The sequence below is a fragment of the Candidatus Pelagibacter sp. PS_11 genome (genome assembly GCF_059417975.1).
Window position 1 is genome coordinate 635,979 of sequence record NZ_CM182075.1, and the last position, 26,369, is coordinate 662,347.

Below are 26,369 nucleotides of genomic sequence, written 5' to 3' on the forward strand. Positions count from 1 at the left end.
AGTTATTTTATAGTCTATTAATAAGGTCATTACCATAATCTTCCCAATCATTAAATTCTTTATCTAATTGGTCGCTTAAAGTAACAAATCTATTATTTTCACCCCCATCAAAATTTTGGGATACATTTTGCTCTTGTAAATCAACTTCTAAATCTTTTACAATAATTTTTCCATCTTGCTCAATAATAAGTTTTAATTCTAATTGAGAAACATCTTCAGGTGGATTTTCTGCAATAATTTGACCCGTTACAGGATCATACTCAAGCCAGTCAGGTACTTCGGTTCCATCTTTAAGAACAAGTTTAGTATTATTAAAATTACCTTTTAGCTCATTGGGTAAATCTATAATTAAATCATTTCCAATATTTAAAGGTTTAAGTTGAAAAATTGTTTCTGGTTTAAACGTTTCAATAATTTCATTGATATCTGCTGGATTGTTAAAATTTAATGTTTTGTTAAATGATCTTTCAACTAATCCATCTTCATTTTGTTTTACAATATTAACCGTACCATCTTCATTAACAGTAATTGAAGAATTTGTTCTTTTTGCTTGTTTGATAATTTTTCTATCTTGTTTTATTTTTTCAGGATCAATCTCAACTGCAATTTCTCGAGTTTCATTGTTTTTATCCGTTGCAATAATCATAATTTCAACTTTATCTACACCTTCTGGAATATTTGTGGTTGTTTGACCTGTTTTAGGATTAATTTTAATCCACTCAGGTAATGCAGAACCATCACTCATTTTTCCATCAAATTTAACAATCTCATTGTCGGCTTCATTCATGACACCAAATTTCAATTTTAAACCTTCTTGTTTGTCTTTAACTTTAAGGTTTGAAAGTTCTCCTTCTGAAATTTGAAGAGAGTCTGTTTCGGCAACTAAATCAACTAATTTGAGACCTTGGGAATAATCTGTTTTTCTTGCGGTTTGTTCAAATTCAAAATTATTTAAATCAAATTCTGTTGATTGATTTAGTTCTGTGAAAGTATTTTCAACTTGAACTCTTGCTTCCATTTTAGATTGATTTCTAATAATTCTTTCAGCTTTCTTTTCTCTAATTTCTTTAACAACACCACCACCATTTTGTAATTTTAATACAATTGAACTTGTATCCGTAACACCGCTGCCATCTCTAACTGTATAATTAAAATATTCATAAACTATTTCACCTGGATCCAATGTATCTTTTAAACCTTCATTAACTATATATGTGTAGCTACCATTTGAGTTCATTATCAAAGAACCATAAGTTCCAATTAATGCCTCCCCTAATGTTCCAGCAGTACCTGAGCCTTCAGTTGATCCTGTTTTTATCTCGGTTACTATTGATGTATCATTTGAATCTGGATCAGTATCGTTAGTTAACACATCTTTTTCAGAGTCATTTGTGACTGTTAAAGTTGAAGTTGCTGCTATATCAATTGTATTACTATCATTAACACCAACTGGGGCATCATTAGCACCTGTAACCGTTATAGTAAGTTGTCCTGTATCTGTTCCACCATTACCGTCTGAAACTGTATATGTAAAATAATCTATTCCAGTTTCTCCACTACCTAAAACATCATTAGGCGTATAACTATATGTTCCATCTGAATTAATTGTTAAAGATCCATAAGTACCAGTTAAAGGTGTAGCTATTGCTCCAAACGTTCCAGAGCCAGACTCTGTTCCTGTTCTTATGCCTGATATTTCTAATGTATCTCCCTCTGTATCTGTGTCGCCATAGAGAATATCTGAAGTCCCGTCTGTGACTGTTGTAGTAGTGCCTTCTGTTGCAGTATTTGTCTCATTATCAGCAACCGGATTATCATTTATAGCGGTTACGTTAATTGTCATAGTGTAACTTGAAGCACTATCTGCATCGCCATCATTTACAGAGAAACCAATTGTTGTATAAGGAGATCCATTTTCATCTGCAGTAGGATTTAATCTTAAATAACTATTTGAGATATCTGTTGCAGTTATTACTTGATTTAAGGTTACATCTACCCAGTTTGATCCATTATAATATTCTAAAGCACCAGCAGATTCTAATGTTGTAATTTTTACACTTACTAATGCATCGTCATCATCTGCATCTGTGTAGCCAAAATCAGATGTTGAAAATACATATGGTGTATCCTCTTCTGTTGAAACTGCATTGTTTGATGCTGTTGGCACATCATTAACACCAGTTACTGTAAAGATTAATGTTGCAGTGTCTGTCGCATTACTATCTGAAACTGTGTAAGTGAAACTATCTGTTGCAGTATCTGAGGCATCTAAATCGTCTGACGCTGATTGATCTGCAACGTAAGTGTATGTTCCGTTAGCTCCTATTTTTAATGTTCCATAAGTTCCAGTAACTGAGGTAAAATTATTGTTATAAGTACTACTTCCAGCAACTGAACTATTGGATTCACCTGTTACTGCAATTTGAGTTACTGTTAAAGTGTCACTATCAGCATCCGTATCTCCATGTAAAACATCTGAAGTTCCATCGGTGACTGTGACCGTTGCATCTTCATTCACTGAATTAATTTCGTTGTCAGCTACTGGAGCATCATTTGTATTGATTACATTAACGGTCATTGTATACGAAGATGAACTGTCCGCATCTCCATCATTTACAGAAAAACCAATTGTTGTATAGGGTGAGCCTGTTTCATTTTCAGTAGGATTTAATCTTAAATAATTATTTGAGATATCGGTTGCAGTTATTACTTGATTTAAGGTTACATCTACCCAAGCGCTACCATTATAATATTGTAATGCACCAGCACTTTCTAATGTTGTAATTTTTACACTTACTAACACATCATCGTCATCTGCATCTGTGTAGCCAAAATCAGAAGTTGAAAATACGTAAGGGGTATCCTCTTGTGTTGAAACTGTATTGTTTGATGCTGTTGGAATGTCATTAATTCCAGTTACTGTAAAGATTAATGTTGCAGTGTCTGTTGCTGTTCCATCCGATATTGTATAAGTGAAACTATCTGTTGCAGTATCTGAAGCATCTAAATCGTCTGAAGCACTTTGATCCGCAACGTAAGTGTATGTTCCATCAGCACCAACAGTAAGTGTACCGTATGTACCTGTAACTTGAGTCCCACTTGAATTATAAGAACTTGAGCTTGCAACTGAAGAATTAGAAGCTCCTGTTACTGCAATTTGAGTTACGGTAAAACTATCATCATCATCAGCATCACTATCATCATCCATTAATAAACTTGATCCTGAACTTCTTGTAACTGTCGCATCTTCGTTAACAGCATCAGTATCATTGACTGCAACTGGAGCATCATTGATACCTGTCACTGTTATTGTAATTGTTGCAGTATCCGTTGCCGTTCCATCTGAAACTGTATAAGTAAAACTATCTGTTACTTGGTCGTTTAAATCTAAATCATCAGCAGCACTTTGATCGGCTACATATGTATATGTTCCATCACTTGCTAAAGTTAAAGTTCCATAAGTACCAGTTAAACCAGAACCAATTGAGCCTGCAGTTCCACTTCCGCCTTCCGCTCCAGTTCTAATTGCTGAAACTGTTAGAGATGCGCTGTCATCTGCATCCGTATCTCCATGTAAAACATCTGAAGTTCCATCTGTGACTGTAAGTGTTGCATCTTCATTTACTGAATTTGTTTCATTATCCGCAACTGGAGCATCGTTAATTCCTGTCACTGTAATAATTAAAGTAGCTGTATCAGTGGCATCACCATCCGATATTGTATAAGTGAAACTATCTGTTGCAGTATCATTTAAATCTAAATCATCAGCAGCACTTTGATCTGCAACGTAAGTGTATGTTCCATTAGCTCCAACAACTAGAGTACCGTATGTTCCAGTAATTGAAGTTCCATTTGAATAAGTTGTACTTGAACTTACACTTGAATTTGACCCACCCGTTACTGCTATTTGTGTAACTGTGAAACTATCATCGTCATCCGCATCACTATCATCATCCATTAATAGACTTGATCCTGAAGTTCTTGTAACTGTTGCATCTTCATTTACAGCATCAGTATCATTGACTGCAACTGGAGCATCATTGATCCCTGTTACAGTTATTGTAATTGTTGCAGTGTCTGTTGCTGTTCCATCTGATAGTGTATAGGTAAAGATATCTGTTGCAGTATCTGAGGCATCTAAATCATCTGCAGCACTTTGATCAGCTGCATAAGTATAGGTACCGTTAGCTCCTATTGTTAAAGTTCCATAAGTTCCAGTAATTGATTGTCCATTAGAATAAGTGGTGCTTGCTGTAACACCTTCCGTGTTTCCATTTGTATGAGCAATGTTAGTTAAAGTTAAAGTATCTGATGAATCTGGATCTGTATCATTATTATCTATTACTCCACTTGATGCAGATGAAATGGTTGCAGTAGCGTCTTCATTAACACTAGCTGTATCATCATCTGCTACTGGAGCATCATTAACTGCTGTTACATTTACTGTAATAGTATTGGCTGATGCACTATCTGCATCGCCATCGTTTACTGTAAAATTAAAAGTAGTGTAAGGGGATCCGTTTTCATTTGCAGTTGGATTTAATCTCAATTTATTAGCAGCAATGTCTGTTGCTGTTATTACTTGATTTGAAGTTACATCTACCCAAGCGCTACCATTATAATATTGTAATGCACCAGCATCTTCTAATGTTGTAATTTTTATACTTACTAATGCATCATCATCATCTGCATCTGTGTAGCCAAAATCTGATGCTGAAAATACGTAAGGAGTATCTTCGTTTGTAGTTACAGTTTTATCTGCAGCTGTTGGTACATCATTAACTCCTGTTACCGTAAAGATTAATGTTGCAGTGTCTGTTGTTGTTCCATCCGATATTGTATAAGTGAAACTATCTGTTGCAGGATCTGAAGCATCTAAATCATCTGCAGCACTTTGATCTGCAACGTAAGTGTATGTTCCATTAGCTCCAACAACTAGAGTACCGTATGTTCCAGTAATTGAAGTTCCATTTGAATAAGTGGTACTTGAATTTACACTTGAATTTGACCCACCCGTTACTGCTATTTGAGTTACGGTAAAACTATCATCATCATCCGCATCACTATCATCATCCATTAATAGACTTGATCCTGAAGTTCTTGTAACTGTTGCATCTTCATTTACAGCATCAGTATCATTGACTGCAACTGGAGCATCATTAATTCCTGTCACTGTAAAGATTAATGTTGCAGTGTCTGTTGTTGTTCCATCCGATATTGTATAAGTGAAACTATCTGTTGCAGTATCATTTAAATCTAAATCATCCGCAGCACTTCGATCAGCTACATATGTATATGTTCCATCAGCTCCAACAGTAAGTGTACCATAAGTTCCTGTTACTGTTTCTGGTGAACCAGAATTATAAGTACTGCTTGCAGTAACTGCGTTATTAGATCCCCCTGTTACTGCTATTTGTGTAACTGTAAAACTATCATCATCATCCGCATCACTATCATCATCCATTAATAGACTTGATCCTGAAGTTCTTGTAACTGTTGCATCTTCATTTACAGCATCAGTATCATTGACTGCAACTGGAGCATCGTTAACACCAGTCACTGTTATTGTAATTGTTGCAGTATCCGTTGCTGTTCCATCTGATAGTGTATAGGTAAAGATATCTGTTGCAGTATCTGAGGCATCTAAATCATCTGCAGCACTTTGATCGGCCACATATGTATATGTTCCGTCACTTGCTAAAGTTAAAGTTCCATAAGTACCAGTTAGACCAGAGCCAATAGAGCCTGCGGTTCCACTTCCACCTTCAGTTCCAGTTCTAATTGCTGAAACTGTTAAAGTATCACCACTATCAACATCGGTATCACCATGTAAAACATCTGACGTTCCATCGGTAACGGTTAATGTTGCATCTTCATTAACAGCTCCCGTTTCATCATCTGCTACTGGTGCATCATTAACTGCTGTTACATTTACTGTAATAGTATTGGCTGATGCACTATCTGCATCGCCATCGTTTACTGTAAAATTAAAAGTAGTGTAAGGGGATCCGTTTTCATTTGCAGTTGGATTTAATCTCAATTTATTAGCAGCAATGTCTGTTGCTGTTATTACTTGATTTGAAGTTACATCTACCCAAGCGCTACCATTATAATATTGTAATGCACCAGCATCTTCTAATGTTGTAATTTTTATACTTACTAATGCATCATCATCATCTGCATCTGTGTAGCCAAAATCTGATGCTGAAAATACGTAAGGAGTATCTTCGTTTGTAGTTACAGTTTTATCTGCAGCTGTTGGTACATCATTAACTCCTGTTACCGTAAAGATTAATGTTGCAGTGTCTGTTGTTGTTCCATCCGATATTGTATAAGTGAAACTATCTGTTGCAGGATCTGAAGCATCTAAATCATCTGCAGCACTTTGATCTGCAACGTAAGTGTATGTTCCATTAGCTCCAACAACTAGAGTACCGTATGTTCCAGTAATTGAAGTTCCATTTGAATAAGTGGTACTTGAATTTACACTTGAATTTGACCCACCCGTTACTGCTATTTGAGTTACGGTAAAACTATCATCATCATCCGCATCACTATCATCATCCATTAATAGACTTGATCCTGAAGTTCTTGTAACTGTTGCATCTTCATTTACAGCATCAGTATCATTGACTGCAACTGGAGCATCATTAATTCCTGTCACTGTAAAGATTAATGTTGCAGTGTCTGTTGTTGTTCCATCCGATATTGTATAAGTGAAACTATCTGTTGCAGTATCATTTAAATCTAAATCATCCGCAGCACTTCGATCAGCTACATATGTATATGTTCCATCAGCTCCAACAGTAAGTGTACCATAAGTTCCTGTTACTGTTTCTGGTGAACCAGAATTATAAGTACTGCTTGCAGTAACTGCGTTATTAGATCCCCCTGTTACTGCTATTTGTGTAACTGTAAAACTATCATCATCATCCGCATCACTATCATCATCCATTAATAGACTTGATCCTGAAGTTCTTGTAACTGTTGCATCTTCATTTACAGCATCAGTATCATTGACTGCAACTGGAGCATCGTTAACACCAGTCACTGTTATTGTAATTGTTGCAGTATCCGTTGCTGTTCCATCTGATAGTGTATAGGTAAAGATATCTGTTGCAGTATCTGAGGCATCTAAATCATCTGCAGCACTTTGATCGGCCACATATGTATATGTTCCGTCACTTGCTAAAGTTAAAGTTCCATAAGTACCAGTTAGACCAGAGCCAATAGAGCCTGCGGTTCCACTTCCACCTTCAGTTCCAGTTCTAATTGCTGAAACTGTTAAAGTATCACCACTATCAACATCGGTATCACCATGTAAAACATCAGACGTTCCATCAGTAACGGTTAATGTTGCATCTTCATTAACAGCTCCCGTTTCATCATCTGCTACTGGAGCATCATTAACTGCTGTTACATTTACTGTAATAGTATTGGCTGATGCACTATCTGCATCGCCATCGTTTACTGTAAAATTAAAAGTAGTGTAAGGGGATCCGTTTTCATTTGCAGTTGGATTTAATCTCAATTTATTAGCAGCAATATCGGTTGCTGTTATTACTTGATTTGAAGTTACATCTACCCAAGCGCTACCATTATAATATTGTAATGCACCAGCATTTTCTAATGTTGTAATTTTTATACTTACTAATGCATCATCATCATCTGCATCTGTGTAGCCAAAATCTGATGCTGAAAATACGTAAGGAGTATCTTCGTTTGTAGTTACAGTTTTATCTGCAGCTGTTGGTACATCATTAACTCCTGTTACCGTAAAGATTAATGTTGCAGTGTCTGTTGTTGTTCCATCCGATATTGTATAAGTGAAACTATCTGTTGCAGGATCTGAAGCATCTAAATCATCTGCAGCACTTTGATCTGCAACGTAAGTGTATGTTCCATTAGCTCCAACAACTAGAGTACCGTATGTTCCAGTAATTGAAGTTCCATTTGAATAAGTGGTACTTGAATTTACACTTGAATTTGACCCACCCGTTACTGCTATTTGTGTAACTGTAAAACTATCATCATCATCCGCATCACTATCATCATCCATTAATAGACTTGATCCTGAAGTTCTTGTAACTGTTGCATCTTCATTTACAGCATCAGTATCATTGACTGCAACTGGAGCATCATTGATCCCTGTTACAGTTATTGTAATCGTTCCGGTATCTGTTGCTGTTCCATCTGATAGTGTATAGGTAAAGACATCTGTTGCAGTATCTGAGGCATCTAAATCATCTGCAGCACTTTGATCGGCCACATATGTATATGTTCCGTCACTTGCTAAAGTTAAAGTTCCATAAGTACCAGTTAGACCAGAGCCAATAGAGCCTGCGGTTCCACTTCCACCTTCAGTTCCAGTTCTAATTGCTGAAACTGTTAAAGTATCACCACTATCAACATCGGTATCACCATGTAAAACATCAGACGTTCCATCAGTAACGGTTAATGTTGCATCTTCATTAACAGCTCCCGTTTCATCATCTGCTACTGGTGCATCATTAACTGCTGTTACATTTACTGTAATAGTATTGGCTGATGCACTATCTGCATCGCCATCGTTTACTGTAAAATTAAAAGTAGTGTAAGGGGATCCATTTTCATTTGCAGTTGGATTTAATCTCAATTTATTAGCAGCAATGTCTGTTGCTGTTATTACTTGATTTGAAGTTACATCTACCCAAGCGCTACCATTATAATATTGTAATGCACCAGCATCTTCTAATGTTGTAATTTTTATACTTACTAATGCATCATCATCATCTGCATCTGTGTAGCCAAAATCTGATGCTGAAAATACGTAAGGAGTATCTTCGTTTGTAGTTACAGTTTTATCTGCAGCAGTTGGCACATCATTAACTCCTGTTACAGTTATTGTAATCGTTCCGGTATCTGTTGCTGTTCCATCTGATAGTGTATAGGTAAAGACATCTGTTGCAGTATCTGAGGCATCTAAATCATCTGCAGCACTTTGATCGGCCACATATGTATATGTTCCGTCACTTGCTAAAGTTAAAGTTCCATAAGTACCAGTTAGACCAGAGCCAATAGAGCCTGCGGTTCCACTTCCACCTTCAGTTCCAGTTCTAATTGCTGAAACTGTTAAAGTATCACCACTATCAACATCGGTATCACCATGTAAAACATCAGACGTTCCATCAGTAACGGTTAATGTTGCATCTTCATTAACAGCTCCCGTTTCATCATCTGCTACTGGTGCATCATTAACTGCTGTTACATTTACAGTCATTGTGTAAGTACTAGCACCATCAACTGTTCCGTCGTTAACTGAGAATGTAAATGTATCGTAACCTGTACCATTTTCATTTGTAGCAGGTCTAAAGACAAGATTAGCAATATTGGTTATAGATATTTGATCTCCTGCACTAACTGCATTGCCACTTAGGAGTAAAGTTCCATTAGATGGCAATGTCTCAATTGAGATATGATCTAGGCTATCTCCATCTACATCAGTAAAGTTAAATTCACTTGCAGCAAATGTATGATCAGTATCTTCATTGGTAGTTACTGTATTATTGGCTGCCGTTGGTGCATCATTAACAGCTGTTACATTTACTGTAATAGTATTGGCTGATGCACTATCTGCATCGCCATCGTTTACTGTAAAATTAAAAGTAGTGTAAGGGGATCCATTTTCATTTGCAGTTGGATTTAATCTCAATTTATTAGCAGCAATATCGGTTGCTGTTATTACTTGATTTAAAGTTACATCTACCCAAGCGCTACCATTATAATATTGTAATGCACCAGCATCTTCTAATGTTGTAATTTTTATACTTACTAATGCATCATCATCATCTGCATCTGTGTAGCCAAAATCTGATGCTGAAAATACGTAAGGAGTATCTTCGTTTGTAGTTACAGTTTTATCTGCAGCTGTTGGTACATCATTAACTCCTGTTACCGTAAAGATTAATGTTGCAGTGTCTGTTGTTGTTCCATCCGATATTGTATAAGTGAAACTATCTGTTGCAGGATCTGAAGCATCTAAATCATCTGCAGCACTTTGATCTGCAACGTAAGTGTATGTTCCATTAGCTCCAACAACTAGAGTACCGTATGTTCCAGTAATTGAAGTTCCATTTGAATAAGTGGTACTTGAATTTACACTTGAATTTGACCCACCCGTTACTGCTATTTGAGTTACGGTAAAACTATCATCATCATCCGCATCACTATCATCATCCATTAATAGACTTGATCCTGAAGTTCTTGTAACTGTTGCATCTTCATTTACAGCATCAGTATCATTGACTGCAACTGGAGCATCATTAATTCCTGTCACTGTAAAGATTAATGTTGCAGTGTCTGTTGTTGTTCCATCCGATATTGTATAAGTGAAACTATCTGTTGCAGTATCATTTAAATCTAAATCATCCGCAGCACTTCGATCAGCTACATATGTATATGTTCCATCAGCTCCAACAGTAAGTGTACCATAAGTTCCTGTTACTGTTTCTGGTGAACCAGAATTATAAGTACTGCTTGCAGTAACTGCGTTATTAGATCCCCCTGTTACTGCTATTTGTGTAACTGTGAAACTATCATCATCATCCGCATCACTATCATCATCCATTAATAGACTTGATCCTGAAGTTCTTGTAACTGTTGCATCTTCATTTACAGCATCAGTATCATTGACTGCAACTGGAGCATCGTTAACACCAGTCACTGTTATTGTAATTGTTGCAGTATCCGTTGCTGTTCCATCTGATAGTGTATAGGTAAAGATATCTGTTGCAGTATCTGAGGCATCTAAATCATCTGCAGCACTTTGATCGGCCACATATGTATATGTTCCGTCACTTGCTAAAGTTAAAGTTCCATAAGTACCAGTTAAACCAGAGCCAATAGAGCCTGCGGTTCCACTTCCACCTTCAGTTCCAGTTCTAATTGCTGAAACTGTTAAAGTATCACCACTATCAACATCGGTATCACCATGTAAAACATCTGACGTTCCATCAGTAACGGTTAATGTTGCATCTTCATTAACAGCTCCCGTTTCATCATCTGCTACTGGAGCATCATTAACTGCTGTTACATTTACTGTAATAGTATTGGCTGATGCACTATCTGCATCGCCATCGTTTACTGTAAAATTAAAAGTAGTGTAAGGGGATCCGTTTTCATTTGCAGTTGGATTTAATCTCAATTTATTAGCAGCAATATCGGTTGCTGTTATTACTTGATTTGAAGTTACATCTACCCAAGCGCTACCATTATAATATTGTAATGCACCAGCATTTTCTAATGTTGTAATTTTTATACTTACTAATGCATCATCATCATCTGCATCTGTGTAGCCAAAATCTGATGCTGAAAATACGTAAGGAGTATCTTCGTTTGTAGTTACAGTTTTATCTGCAGCTGTTGGTACATCATTAACTCCTGTTACCGTAAAGATTAATGTTGCAGTGTCTGTTGTTGTTCCATCCGATATTGTATAAGTGAAACTATCTGTTGCAGGATCTGAAGCATCTAAATCATCTGCAGCACTTTGATCTGCAACGTAAGTGTATGTTCCATCTGCACCAACTTTTAATGTTCCATAATTTCCAGTAACTGACGTAAAATTATTATTGTAAGTACTACTTCCAGCAACTGAACTATTTTCTCCACCTGTTGCTGCAATTTGTGTAACTGTGAAACTATCATCGTCATCAGCATCACTATCATCATCCATTAATAGACTTGATCCTGAAGTTCTTGTAACTGTTGCATCTTCATTTACAGCATCAGTATCATTGACTGCAACTGGAGCATCATTAATTCCTGTCACTGTAAAGATTAATGTTGCAGTGTCTGTTGTTGTTCCATCCGATATTGTATAAGTGAAACTATCTGTTGCAGTATCATTTAAATCTAAATCATCCGCAGCACTTCGATCAGCTACATATGTATATGTTCCATCAGCTCCAACAGTAAGTGTACCATAAGTTCCTGTTACTGTTTCTGGTGAACCAGAATTATAAGTACTGCTTGCAGTAACTGCGTTATTAGATCCCCCTGTTACTGCTATTTGTGTAACTGTAAAACTATCATCATCATCCGCATCACTATCATCATCCATTAATAGACTTGATCCTGAAGTTCTTGTAACTGTTGCATCTTCATTTACAGCATCAGTATCATTGACTGCAACTGGAGCATCATTGATCCCTGTTACAGTTATTGTAATCGTTCCGGTATCTGTTGCTGTTCCATCTGATAGTGTATAGGTAAAGATATCTGTTGCAGTATCTGAGGCATCTAAATCATCTGCAGCACTTTGATCGGCCACATATGTATATGTTCCGTCACTTGCTAAAGTTAAAGTTCCATAAGTACCAGTTAGACCAGAGCCAATAGAGCCTGCGGTTCCACTTCCACCTTCAGTTCCAGTTCTAATTGCTGAAACTGTTAAAGTATCACCACTATCAACATCGGTATCACCATGTAAAACATCAGACGTTCCATCAGTAACGGTTAATGTTGCATCTTCATTAACAGCTCCCGTTTCATCATCTGCTACTGGAGCATCATTAACTGCTGTTACATTTACTGTAATAGTATTGGCTGATGCACTATCTGCATCGCCATCGTTTACTGTAAAATTAAAAGTAGTGTAAGGGGATCCGTTTTCATTTGCAGTTGGATTTAATCTCAATTTATTAGCAGCAATATCGGTTGCTGTTATTACTTGATTTAAAGTTACATCTACCCAAGCGCTACCATTATAATATTGTAATGCACCAGCATTTTCTAATGTTGTAATTTTTATACTTACTAATGCATCATCATCATCTGCATCTGTGTAGCCAAAATCTGATGCTGAAAATACGTAAGGAGTATCTTCGTTTGTAGTTACAGTTTTATCTGCAGCTGTTGGTACATCATTAACTCCTGTTACCGTAAAGATTAATGTTGCAGTGTCTGTTGTTGTTCCATCCGATATTGTATAAGTGAAACTATCTGTTGCAGTATCATTTAAATCTAAATCATCCGCAGCACTTCGATCAGCTACATATGTATATGTTCCATCAGCTCCAACAGTAAGTGTACCATAAGTTCCTGTTACTGTTTCTGGTGAACCAGAATTATAAGTACTGCTTGCAGTAACTGCGTTATTAGATCCCCCTGTTACTGCTATTTGTGTAACTGTAAAACTATCATCATCATCCGCATCACTATCATCATCCATTAATAGACTTGATCCTGAAGTTCTTGTAACTGTTGCATCTTCATTTACAGCATCAGTATCATTGACTGCAACTGGAGCATCGTTAACACCTGTTACAGTTATTGTAATTGTTGCAGTATCCGTTGCTGTTCCATCTGATAGTGTATAGGTAAAGATATCTGTTGCAGTATCTGAGGCATCTAAATCATCTGCAGCACTTTGATCGGCCACATATGTATATGTTCCGTCACTTGCTAAAGTTAAAGTTCCATAAGTACCAGTTAGACCAGAGCCAATAGAGCCTGCGGTTCCACTTCCACCTTCAGTTCCAGTTCTAATTGCTGAAACTGTTAAAGTATCACCACTATCAACATCGGTATCACCATGTAAAACATCTGACGTTCCATCGGTAACGGTTAATGTTGCATCTTCATTAACAGCTCCCGTTTCATCATCTGCTACTGGTGCATCATTAACTGCTGTTACATTTACTGTAATAGTATTGGCTGATGCACTATCTGCATCGCCATCGTTTACTGTAAAATTAAAAGTAGTGTAAGGGGATCCGTTTTCATTTGCAGTTGGATTTAATCTCAATTTATTAGCAGCAATGTCTGTTGCTGTTATTACTTGATTTGAAGTTACATCTACCCAAGCGCTACCATTATAATATTGTAATGCACCAGCATCTTCTAATGTTGTAATTTTTATACTTACTAATGCATCATCATCATCTGCATCTGTGTAGCCAAAATCTGATGCTGAAAATACGTAAGGAGTATCTTCGTTTGTAGTTACAGTTTTATCTGCAGCTGTTGGTACATCATTAACTCCTGTTACCGTAAAGATTAATGTTGCAGTGTCTGTTGTTGTTCCATCCGATATTGTATAAGTGAAACTATCTGTTGCAGGATCTGAAGCATCTAAATCATCAGCAGCACTTTGGTCTGCAACGTAAGTGTACGTTCCATCTGCACCAACTTTTAATGTTCCATAATTTCCAGTAACTGACGTAAAATTATTATTGTAAGTACTACTTCCAGCAACTGAACTATTTTCTCCACCTGTTGCTGCAATTTGTGTAACTGTGAAACTATCATCGTCATCAGCATCACTATCATCATCCATTAATAGACTTGATCCTGAAGTTCTTGTAACTGTTGCATCTTCATTTACAGCATCAGTATCATTGACTGCAACTGGAGCATCATTGATCCCTGTTACAGTTATTGTAATCGTTCCGGTATCTGTTGCTGTTCCATCTGATAGTGTATAGGTAAAGATATCTGTTGCAGTATCTGAGGCATCTAAATCATCTGCAGCACTTTGATCGGCCACATATGTATATGTTCCGTCACTTGCTAAAGTTAAAGTTCCATAAGTACCAGTTAGACCAGAGCCAATAGAGCCTGCGGTTCCACTTCCACCTTCAGTTCCAGTTCTAATTGCTGAAACTGTTAAAGATGCACTATCATCAGCATCCGTATCTCCATGTAAAACATCAGACGTTCCATCAGTAACGGTTAATGTTGCATCTTCATTAACAGCTCCCGTTTCATCATCTGCAACTGGAGCATCATTAACACCTGTAATCGTAATTGTGATTGTTGCAGTATCCGTTGCCGTTCCATCTGATAGTGTATAGGTAAAGACATCTGTTGCAGTATCTGAAGCATCTAAATCATCAGCAGCACTTTGATCAGCTGCATAAGTATAAGTTCCATCCGCTGCTAAAGTTAATGTACCATAATAACCTACAACAGCACTTGATCCTGCAGTTCCACTATTTCCATTTCCAGATGATGCACTTCCACCACTTTGATTTGTAGCTGAAGTATGAGAATAAGTTGTAGCTGTTAAAGATGCACTATCATCTGCATCTGTATCTCCGTGTAAAACATCAGACGTTCCATCAGTAACGGTTAATGTTGCATCTTCATTAACAGCTCCCGTTTCATTATCTGCAACTGGAGCATCATTGATACCTGTTACAGTAATAATCAAAGTTGCTGTATCAGTATCTGTTCCATCTGAAACAGTATAAGTAAAACTATCTGTTGCAGTATCTGTAGCATCTAAATCATCAGCAGCATTTTGGTCTGCAACGTAAGTGTACGTTCCATCTGCACCAACTTTTAATGTTCCATAATTTCCAGTAACTGACGTAAAATTATTATTGTAAGTACTACTTCCAGCAACTGAACTATTTTCTCCACCTGTTGCTGCAATTTGTGTAACGGTTAAAGTATCGCTATTTGCATCTGTATCATCTGCAACTAATAATTTCGATCCTGAGCTTTCAGTTATAGTTGCATCCTCATTTACAGCATCTGTATCATTTGTAGCTGAAGGTGCGCTATTTGGAGCAACAGTAATAGTTAAAGTAGCAGTATCTGTAGCTGTTCCATCTGATAATGTGTAAGTGAAAACATCCGTTCCTGCACTTGAACCTGCAATATATTGATAAGTACCATCTGCACCAATTCTTAAAGTACCATAACTTCCAGTAACTGATGTGTAACCTGAATTATAAGCGGTTCCTGAATTTACAGCTGTAGCACTTCCGCTTGCTGTGGTTGCAACAATACTAGATACACTTAATGAAGCACTTCCATCTGCATCCGTGTCTCCATCTAAAAGATCTGAAGATCCATCTGTAACTGTTAAAGTTTGGCTGATATTAACAGACCCGGTTTCATTATCTGCTGTTGGCGCATCATTTATTCCAGTAATTGTTATGGTTATAGTTGCAATATCTGTTTCGCCTTGTCCATCAGATACAGTGTAATTAAAGATATCCGTTACAATATCGCCTGCATCGAGTGCATCTATTGTACTGTTGTCTGCAACAACATAAGTATAAGACCCATTTGCTGCAATAGTTAAATTACCATACGATCCTGTTAAGGCTGAACCAACAGTACCTCCTGTACCATTACCTTCATCTGAACCGGTTCTAATTGCAGTAACAGTTAGTGTGTCGCTATCAGGGTCTGTATCATAATTATTAGTTGAACTTGTGTTAATGACATCACCTGAATGTTCACCAGAGACATCCACTAGGCTGAAAGGAGTTGTTAAAGAATGTTCATTAACTCTATCGTAATATTGACCTGTGGTAAAAAGTTTTGTTCCATCATTATTAAAAGAAAAACCAGTTGGATACGAGTCTGAAGTAGCAAGACTGTAACTACCTTTATGGGTAACAGTAGATGATATATCAAAGGCAGATGATAACGTATACTCGTTAATATCTCGACCATTTGTACCTGTGATATACATTTTTGTTCCATCGTGATTAAATCTTATGTCTGTTGGGTATATTTCTTGAGATTGAATACTAACACTATCAGTATATGAAAGTGATGATGATGAAACGTCGAAAGCTGTACTTAGGGCGTATTCATATACTTTATAGTTTGATGCACCAACGGTGAACATCTTAGTTCCATCGTTATTAAAGGTTACCCCCATCATAGTTGCGTCTTGGGAATTAAGAGTACTGTATGTAGTTGCGCTTACGTTACTAGCAGTTGTATCAAATCCTGTTGAAACACTGTATTCTCTTATTTGGTTTGTATTTAGCATAAACCATTTTGTTCCATCATTATTAAATGCCATGGATTGGACGGCAAAACCACTCGCATAGGCATTAAGGTAAGATGCACTACTTACATCAAAGGCAGTTGAGAGATTGTAGTGGTATATATAACCAGTACTAGAATCTGATACATACATTTTTGTTCCATCATCATTAAAAATTACATCAGAAGAATGAGATGGGTATTGTGAACTGTATGAATTTGAGGAACTGAATGTAGCTGTATCCACACTTGTTGCATTAGAACTATTTGAAACGGTTAAAGTTCCACCAACATTAATATTACCGGTATCATTACGTGCGGTTAGATCTTGGCTTGGAATAACATATATAGTTAATGTTTTTGTAGTGGCTACACCTCCAATACTCTCGGTGTAAGTAAATGTATCGGTTACGTTTGAACCGCCTGCATTAACACCTGATATATTAGAGTTTGCAACATAGTTATAACTACCATCTGAACCAATGGTTAAGGTTCCATAAGTACCATCAACAGAAGTTGCTGAACCATGAGAGTAAGTAACATTTGTTACAGAGGTTGCAGAACCTGCTCCACTATGTTGGATATGTGTTACAGTATATGTATCGCTAGTATCATTAAAGACAATGTCTCCTGTATTACTTCCAGTACTTGTACCAGAAACAAGTGAGGCCGTATTTGCAACCGTTAATGTTTTACCTTCTTGGATATAACCAAAATGATTAACTACAACATTGATTGTAAGTGTTGCAGTTGTTGTAGAGGTTCCATCAGTTACGGTGTAAGTAAAAATATCCGGTCCTGTTGTGACATTTAAATTTGCAGTATAAGAATAAGTACCATCTGAACCAAATGTTAAGGTACCTTTAGAACCAACAATGGTTGCTGCATTCGATGATTTTGTTGAGCTATACGTTACCTCTGAGCTGTTTCCGTTAGTGTGAGTAATTTTTGTTACATATAAACTAGAACTTGCATCAGCATCGGTATCACCTAAAACTAAGGTTCCAGCGCTATTAGTGGCATCAGTTACAGTACCAGCTGCCGTAACAGTATCTGTATCATTATCTGCTGTTGGCGCATCGTTTATTCCAGTAATTGTAATTGTAATAGTTGCAATATCTGTTTCGCCTTGTCCATCAGATACAGTGTAATTAAAGATATCCGTTACAATATCGCCTGCATCAAGGGCATTCGTTGTACTGTTATCTGCAACAACATAAGTATAAGACCCATCTGCTGCAATTGTTAAATTACCATACGATCCTGTTAAGGCTGAACCAACAGTACCTCCTGTACCATTACCTTCATCTGAACCGGTTCTAATTGCAGTAACAGTTAGTGTGTCGCTATCAGGGTCTGTATCATAATTATTAGTTGAACTTGTGTTAATGACATCACCTGAATGTTCACCAGAGACATCCACTAGGCTGAAAGGAGTTGTTAAAGAATGTTCATTAACTCTATCGTAATATTGACCTGTGGTAAAAAGTTTTGTTCCATCATTATTAAAAGAAAAACCAGTTGGATACGAGTCTGAAGTAGCAAGACTGTAACTACCTTTATGGGTAACAGTAGATGATATATCAAAGGCAGATGATAACGTATACTCGTTAATATCTCGACCATTTGTACCTGTGATATACATTTTTGTTCCATCGTGATTAAATCTTATGTCTGTTGGGTATATTTCTTGAGATTGAATACTAACACTATCAGTATATGAAAGTGATGATGATGAAACGTCGAAAGCTGTACTTAGGGCGTATTCATATACTTTATCGTTTGATGCACCAACGGTGAACATCTTAGTTCCATCGTTATTAAAGGTTACCCCCATCATAGTTGCGTCTTGGGAATTAAGAGTACTGTATGTAGTTGCGCTTACGTTACTAGCAGTTGTATCAAATCCTGTTGAAACACTGTATTCTCTTATTTGGTTTGTATTTAGCATAAACCATTTTGTTCCATCATTATTAAATGCCATGGATTGGACGCCAAAACCACTCGCATAGGCATTAAGGTAAGATGCACTACTTACATCAAAGGCAGTTGAGAGATTGTAGTGGTATATATAACCAGTACTAGAATCTGATACATACATTTTTGTTCCATCATCATTAAAAATTACATCAGAAGAATTATTTGGGTATTGTGAACTGTATGAATTTGAGGAACTGAATGTAGCTGTATCCACACTTGTTGCATTAGAACTATTTGAAACGGTTAAAGTTCCACCAACATTAATATTACCGGTATCATTACGTGCGGTTAGATCTTGGCTTGGAATAACATATATAGTTAATGTTTTTGTAGTGGCTACACCTCCAATACTCTCGGTGTAAGTAAATGTATCGGTTACGTTTGAATCACCTGCATCTAAATTAGTAATGTTTGAGTTTGCAACATATTGATAACTACCATCTGAACCAATGGTTAAGGTTCCATAAGTACCACTAGCAGAAGTTGCTGAACCATGAGAGTAAGTAACATCTGTTACAGAGGTTGCAGAACCTGCTCCACTATGTTGGATATGTGTTACAGTATATGTATCGCTAGTATCATTAAAGACAATGTCTCCTGTATTACTTCCAGTACTTGTACCAGAAACAAGTGAGGCCGTATTTGCAACCGTTAATGTTTTACCTTCTTGGATATAACCAAAATGATTAACTACAACATTGATTGTAAGTGTTGCAGTTGTTGTAGAGGTTCCATCAGTTACGGTGTAAGTAAAAATATCCGGTCCTGTTGTGACATTTAAATTTGCAGTATAAGAATAAGTACCATCTGAACCAAATGTTAAGGTACCTTTAGAACCAACAATGGTTGCTGCATTCGATGATTTTGTTGAGCTATACGTTACCTCTGAGCTGTTTCCGTTAGTGTGAGTAATTTTTGTTACATATAAACTAGAACTTGCATCAGCATCGGTATCACCTAAAACTAAGGTTCCAGCGCTATTAGTGGCATCAGTTACAGTACCAGCTGCCGTAACAGTATCTGTAATCATTATCTGCTGTTGGCGCATCATTTATTCCAGTAATTGTAATTGTTATAGTTGCAATATCTGTTTCGCCTTGTCCATCAGATACAGTGTAATTAAAGATATCCGTTACAATATCGCCTGCATCAAGGGCATTCGTTGTACTGTTATCTGCAACAACATAAGTATAAGACCCATCTGCTGCAATAGTTAAATTACCATACGATCCTGTTAAGGCTGAACCAACAGTACCTCCTGTACCATTACCTTCATCTGAACCGGTTCTAATTGCAGTAACAGTTAGTGTGTCGCTATCAGGGTCTGTATCATAATTATTAGTTGAACTTGTGTTAATGACATCACCTGAATGTTCACCAGAGACATCCACTAGGCTGAAAGGAGTTGTTAAAGAATGTTCATTAACTCTATCGTAATATTGACCTGTGGTAAAAAGTTTTGTTCCATCATTATTAAAAGAAAAACCAGTTGGATACGAGTCTGAAGTAGCAAGACTGTAACTACCTTTATGGGTAACAGTAGATGATATATCAAAGGCAGATGATAACGTATACTCGTTAATATCTCGACCATTTGTACCTGTGATATACATTTTTGTTCCATCGTGATTAAATCTTATGTCTGTTGGGTATATTTCTTGAGATTGAATACTAACACTATCAGTATATGAAAGTGATGATGATGAAACGTCGAAAGCTGTACTTAGGGCGTATTCATATACTTTATCGTTTGATGCACCAACGGTGAACATCTTAGTTCCATCGTTATTAAAGGTTACCCCCATCATAGTTGCGTCTTGGGAATTAAGAGTACTGTATGTAGTTGCGCTTACGTTACTAGCAGTTGTATCAAATCCTGTTGAAACACTGTATTCTCTTATTTGGTTTGTATTTAGCATAAACCATTTTGTTCCATCATTATTAAATGCCATGGATTGGACGCCAAAACCACTCGCATAGGCATTAAGGTAAGATGCACTACTTACATCAAAGGCAGTTGAGAGATTGTAGTGGTATATATAACCAGTACTAGAATCTGATACATACATTTTTGTTCCATCATCATTAAAAATTACATCAGAAGAATTATTTGGGTATTGTGAACTGTATGAATTTGAGGAACTGAATGTAGCTGTATCCACACTTGTTGCATTAGAACTATTTGAAACGGTTAAAGTTCCACCAACATTAATATTACCGGTATCATTACGTGCGGTTAGATCTTGGCTTGGAATAACATATATAGTTAATGTTTTTGTAGTGGCTACACCTCCAATACTCTCGGTGTAAGTAAATGTATCGGTTACGTTTGAACCGCCTGCATTAACACCTGATATATTAGAGTTTGCAACATAGTTATAACTACCATCTGAACCAATGGTTAAGGTTCCATAAGTACCACTAGCAGAAGTTGCTGAACCATGAGAGTAAGTAACATCTGTTACAGAGGTTGCAGAACCTGCTCCACTATGTTGGATATGTGTTACAGTATATGTATCGCTAGTATCATTAAAGACGATGTCTCCTGTATTACTTCCAGTACTTGTACCAGAAACAAGTGAGGCCGTATTTGCAACCGTTAATGTTTTACCTTCTTGGATATAACCAAAATGATTAACTACAACATTGATTGTAAGTGTTGCAGTTGTTGTAGAGGTTCCATCAGTTACGGTGTAAGTAAAAATATCCGGTCCTGTTGTGACATTTAAATTTGCAGTATAAGAATAAGTACCATCTGAACCAAATGTTAAGGTACCTTTAGAACCAACAATGGTTGCTGCATTCGATGATTTTGTTGAGCTATACGTTACCTCTGAGCTGTTTCCGTTAGTGTGAGTAATTTTTGTTACATATAAACTAGAACTTGCATCAGCATCGGTATCACCTAAAACTAAGGTTCCAGCGCTATTAGTGGCATCAGTTACAGTACCAGCTGCCGTAACAGTATCTGTATCATTATCTGCTGTTGGCGCATCATTTATTCCAGTAATTGTTATGGTTATAGTTGCTGTATCTGTTCCACCATTTCCATCTGAAACAGTATAAGTAAATACATCGGTTACAATATCGCCTGCATCAAGGGCATTCGTTGTACTGTTATCTGCAACAACATATTTATAACTTCCATCTGCACCAATAGTTATTGTTCCGTAGGTACCCGCAATACTTCCAGGTTGTCCTCCACTGTCAGAATAAGTAGAACCAGAGTCAACTGTATCTGTATTAGTGTTAGAATGTGATATGTTTGTAACTGTTAAAGTATCACCATCAGGGTCTGTATCATAATTATTAGTTGAACTTGTGTTAATGACATCACCTGAATGTTCACCAGAGACATCCACTAGGCTGAAAGGAGTTGTTAAAGAATGTTCATTAACTCTATCGTAATATTGACCTGTGGTAAAAAGTTTTGTTCCATCATTATTAAAAGAAAAACCAGTTGGATACGAGTCTGAAGTAGCAAGACTGTAACTACCTTTATGGGTAACAGTAGATGATATATCAAAGGCAGATGATAACGTATACTCGTTAATATCTCGACCATTTGTACCTGTGATATACATTTTTGTTCCATCGTGATTAAATCTTATGTCTGTTGGGTATATTTCTTGAGATTGAATACTAACACTATCAGTATATGAAAGTGATGATGATGAAACGTCGAAAGCTGTACTTAGGGCGTATTCATATACTTTATAGTTTGATGCACCAACGGTGAACATCTTAGTTCCATCGTTATTAAAGGTTACCCCCATCATAGTTGCGTCTTGGGAATTAAGAGTACTGTATGTAGTTGCGCTTACGTTACTAGCAGTTGTATCAAATCCTGTTGAAACACTGTATTCTCTTATTTGGTTTGTATTTAGCATAAACCATTTTGTTCCATCATTATTAAATGCCATGGATTGGACGGCAAAACCACTCGCATAGGCATTAAGGTAAGATGCACTACTTACATCAAAGGCAGTTGAGAGATTGTAGTGGTATATATAACCAGTACTAGAATCTGATACATACATTTTTGTTCCATCATCATTAAAAATTACATCAGAAGAATGAGATGGGTATTGTGAACTGTATGAATTTGAGGAACTGAATGTAGCTGTATCCACACTTGTTGCATTAGAACTATTTGAAACGGTTAAAGTTCCACCAACATTAATATTACCGGTATCATTACGTGCAACCGGTAAGGCATTAACTGTAATAGTTAAAGTAGCAGTATCTGTAGCTGTTCCATCTGATAATGTGTAAGTGAAAACATCCGTTCCTGCACTTGAACCTGCAATATATTGATAAGTACCATCTGCACCAATTCTTAAAGTACCATAACTTCCAGTAACTGATGTATAACCTGAATTATAAGCGGTTCCTGAATTTACAGCTGTAGCACTTCCACTTGCTGTGGTTGCAACAATACTAGATACACTTAATGAAGCACTTGTATCAGGATCCGTGTCTCCATCTAAAAGATCTGAAGATCCATCTGTAACTGTTAAAGTTTGGCTGATATTAACAGACCCAGTTTCATTATCTGCAACTGGTGCATCATTAACACCAATAACTGTTATGGTTATAGTTGCAATATCCGTTTCGCCTTGCCCATCTGAAACTGTATAATTAAAAGTGTCAGTTACCACATCACCTGGATCCAATGCATCTGCAGCAGATTGATTTGCTACATATGTATATGATCCATTTGCTGCAATAGTTAATTGACCGTATGTTCCTGTTAAAGCTGAACCAATTGAACCATCAGTTCCTGAACCCTCACTTGATCCTGTTCTAATTGCAGTAACTGTAAGAGTATCGCTGTCAGGGTCTGTATCATAATTAGCAGTTGAACTTGTATTAATGACATCTCCTGAATGTTCACCTGAAATATCTATTAAATTATAAGGACTAGCTAAATTATATTCATGAACTTTATCTGAATTATAACCCAACATAAACATTTTAGATCCATCGTTATTAAACCTTAAACTAAAAGTGTCTATGTCTTGTGATGACGTATCGTATTCGCCATGATATGTTGCTGTAGAAACATCAAAAGCAGTAGATAATTCATATTCCGTAATATCATCACCCGTACCTCCGGTAATAAATAATCTTGTTCCGTCGCTATTAAATTCAATGTCTCTAGGATTAGTTTCATAAGACGATGTATTTAACCTTTCACTATCACCTGCATACGTAACTGAAGATGAAGATATATCAAATGCTGTTGATAGAGAATATTCTTCAATTCGTTGACTATCAAATCCAGTTACGAATAATTTTGTTCCATCATTATTAAAACGAATTCCACAAGGTCTATTGTCTACAACAGATAAACTAACGTTATCGTATGTTCCTGATGAAATATCGTAAGCTGTACTTAAACTATATTGGAAAACTGCATCAGCTGTGTTAGCACCAGTGAAATACAACTTAGTTCCATCATTATTAAAAGTTATACCAAAAATTTCGGCATCTCTTGCTGAGACATCTAAAGAATCTACATAAGAAGCTGACGATACATCAAATGCTGATGTTAAAGTGTATTCATGAATATCATCATTATCATTTCCTGCATGAAACATTTTTAAACCATCTTTGCTAAAAGCAAGTCCAGCAGCTTTATTTTCTTGAACACTAATACTCTCAGCATCATCTGCACTATATGAGGTTGCAGCAGTTGTAATACTGTTAGCATTATCACCATCTGCAACAGTTAACGTAGCATCTTCATTTACAGTTCCTGTATCATTTCTTGCGGTAAGATCTTGGCTTGGAATAACATTTATAGTTAATGTTTCAGTATCGGTTCCACCATTTCCATCTGATACAGTATAAGTAAAGACATCGGTTACATTTGCATCACCTGCATCTAAATTATTGATATCTGAACTTGCAACGTATTGATAAGAACCATCTGAACCAATGGTTAAGGTTCCATAAGTACCACTAACAGAAGTTGCTGATCCATGATTATAAGTAACATTTGTTACAGAAGTTGAAGAACCTGCACCACTATGTTGAATGTGTGTGACAGTTAAACTGTCATTATTGGCATCTGTATCATTATCAGTTATATCACCTGTATTACTTCCAGTAGTCGTGCCAGCAACTGCTGATCCACTATTAGCAACAGTTAATGTTTTACCTTCTTGAATATATCCAGTATCTGCAACAGCACTTGGATCCGCATTAACTTTAACTAAAACACGAATATAATCCCCTGTACTAGTTCCAGAATTTTTTGATCCAAATTTCAAATAATTGTTTGTACCACTGCCGTAATCTCCTACAGCAACCCAATCAACACCATTACTAGCTCTTTTTGAGTTACTTATTGAGGTAATGGCCGTATTAAAAAAATTTCTCCATGAACTATCACTCGAAGAATTACCTTCAATAATTCTACCCCCGTCAGTATCATTTGAATTAGAGTTTCCTCCACTTCCTCCCATTGCATAAACAAGGCTAGAACTATGAAAAGTATTACCATCAATATCTTGTCCTCGTGTATGTGCTTGATCGAATAAAACTCCAACTATTTCACCATCAAATACTACTTCAGCAGCATCACCTATTGATCTTCTATTATCATTAAACACCGCCATCAATAGATAGGAATTGACAGACATAGAAGTTGAAGCATTCTGATTTGAGCCTCCTGCTATTATTGCATTATTACCACTGCCATTATCATTATCGTTTAAAGTATATTCTTGGTCTACATCTACATCGGAAATAAGATCACCAGACGAAACAGAGACATATTTTTCCTCAACAACTAAACCAAAATGATTTGCTGATAATTGTGATGTAGCTCCAGTAGATCCAAGTCCTACATTTCCCGAGTCAATCATTTCAATATTGGTATCTATGTGAGTAACACCTGAGTTTGCTATAACCCCTGAGGTAGATAGTGATCCTAATGAGTGATCGTAATTTTCAACTCTTAGTTCTTTTACATCAATAAAACCTTCTTCTTTTTCTAAATCCCAGTCTCCACCTTTACCAGTAAGGTCATCTGACGCTGCAATATCTGCTTTAGTAATCTCTGATATTTTTTTAATTAAAATTTCACCTTGTTCAGTGGATGCAACATTACAACCATAAAATAAAATATCTCCACTTGTGGTTAACGATTGACCAATGGATGCTAAAGTTGATTGGTAATTAGTGATGGTATCGTTATTTAAAAAGGCATTACCAAATAAAATTTGTCCAGCACTACCGTGACCGATGATGTGTAAACCATCAATATCTTTTCGATCATTTAAAATTTCACTAATTCTTTTAAATCCATCTTCATTGGAGTTGATTAAATAAAACTCAGTGTTTTCTTTAAATGAATTAATAATGGTTTCATAATCAGAGACAGCACTATCAATAAAGACTACATTTTTTTTGTTTTGGTCTCTTGCAGTGTTTGCAAAAGGAACTTCATTGTTGTCTTTAGTGGTATCGATTATTTTAGAGTTTTTTTTTATATCTTCTTGATTACGTTCATCAATTAAATCTAAAAAGGTTGAGGCCCCTGCTCCGTCGAGCATTATCCTCTGCTCAAGGGCTTCTATAAATATTTTCTGTTTCTTTTTAGGTTT

2 protein-coding genes are annotated in these 26,369 nt (G+C 36.5%); both read right to left on the reverse strand.

Going from position 1 to position 26,369, the window contains the following annotated elements; translation table 11 throughout:
- Positions 1-7: 7 nt before the first annotated feature.
- Positions 8-19,783 (reverse strand): cadherin-like domain-containing protein, encoded by a 19,776-nt coding sequence (locus AC5SLT_RS03470; protein WP_494592554.1) that lies wholly within the window; start codon positions 19,781-19,783, stop codon positions 8-10.
- On the reverse strand, positions 19,743-26,318 hold the full coding sequence (locus tag AC5SLT_RS03475; protein WP_494592556.1) for a cadherin-like domain-containing protein: 6,576 nt from the start codon (positions 26,316-26,318) through the stop codon (positions 19,743-19,745). The genes AC5SLT_RS03470 and AC5SLT_RS03475 overlap by 41 nt, the downstream gene beginning before the upstream one ends.
- Positions 26,319-26,369 lie beyond the last annotated feature (51 nt).

Excerpts from the sequence above, each read along its gene's own strand:
- AC5SLT_RS03470 (WP_494592554.1), bottom strand. The coding sequence starts at position 19,783 with ATGATTACAGATACTGTTACGGCAGCTGGTACTGTAACTGATGCCACT.
- AC5SLT_RS03475 (WP_494592556.1), bottom strand. The coding sequence starts at position 26,318 with ATGCTCGACGGAGCAGGGGCCTCAACCTTTTTAGATTTAATTGATGAA.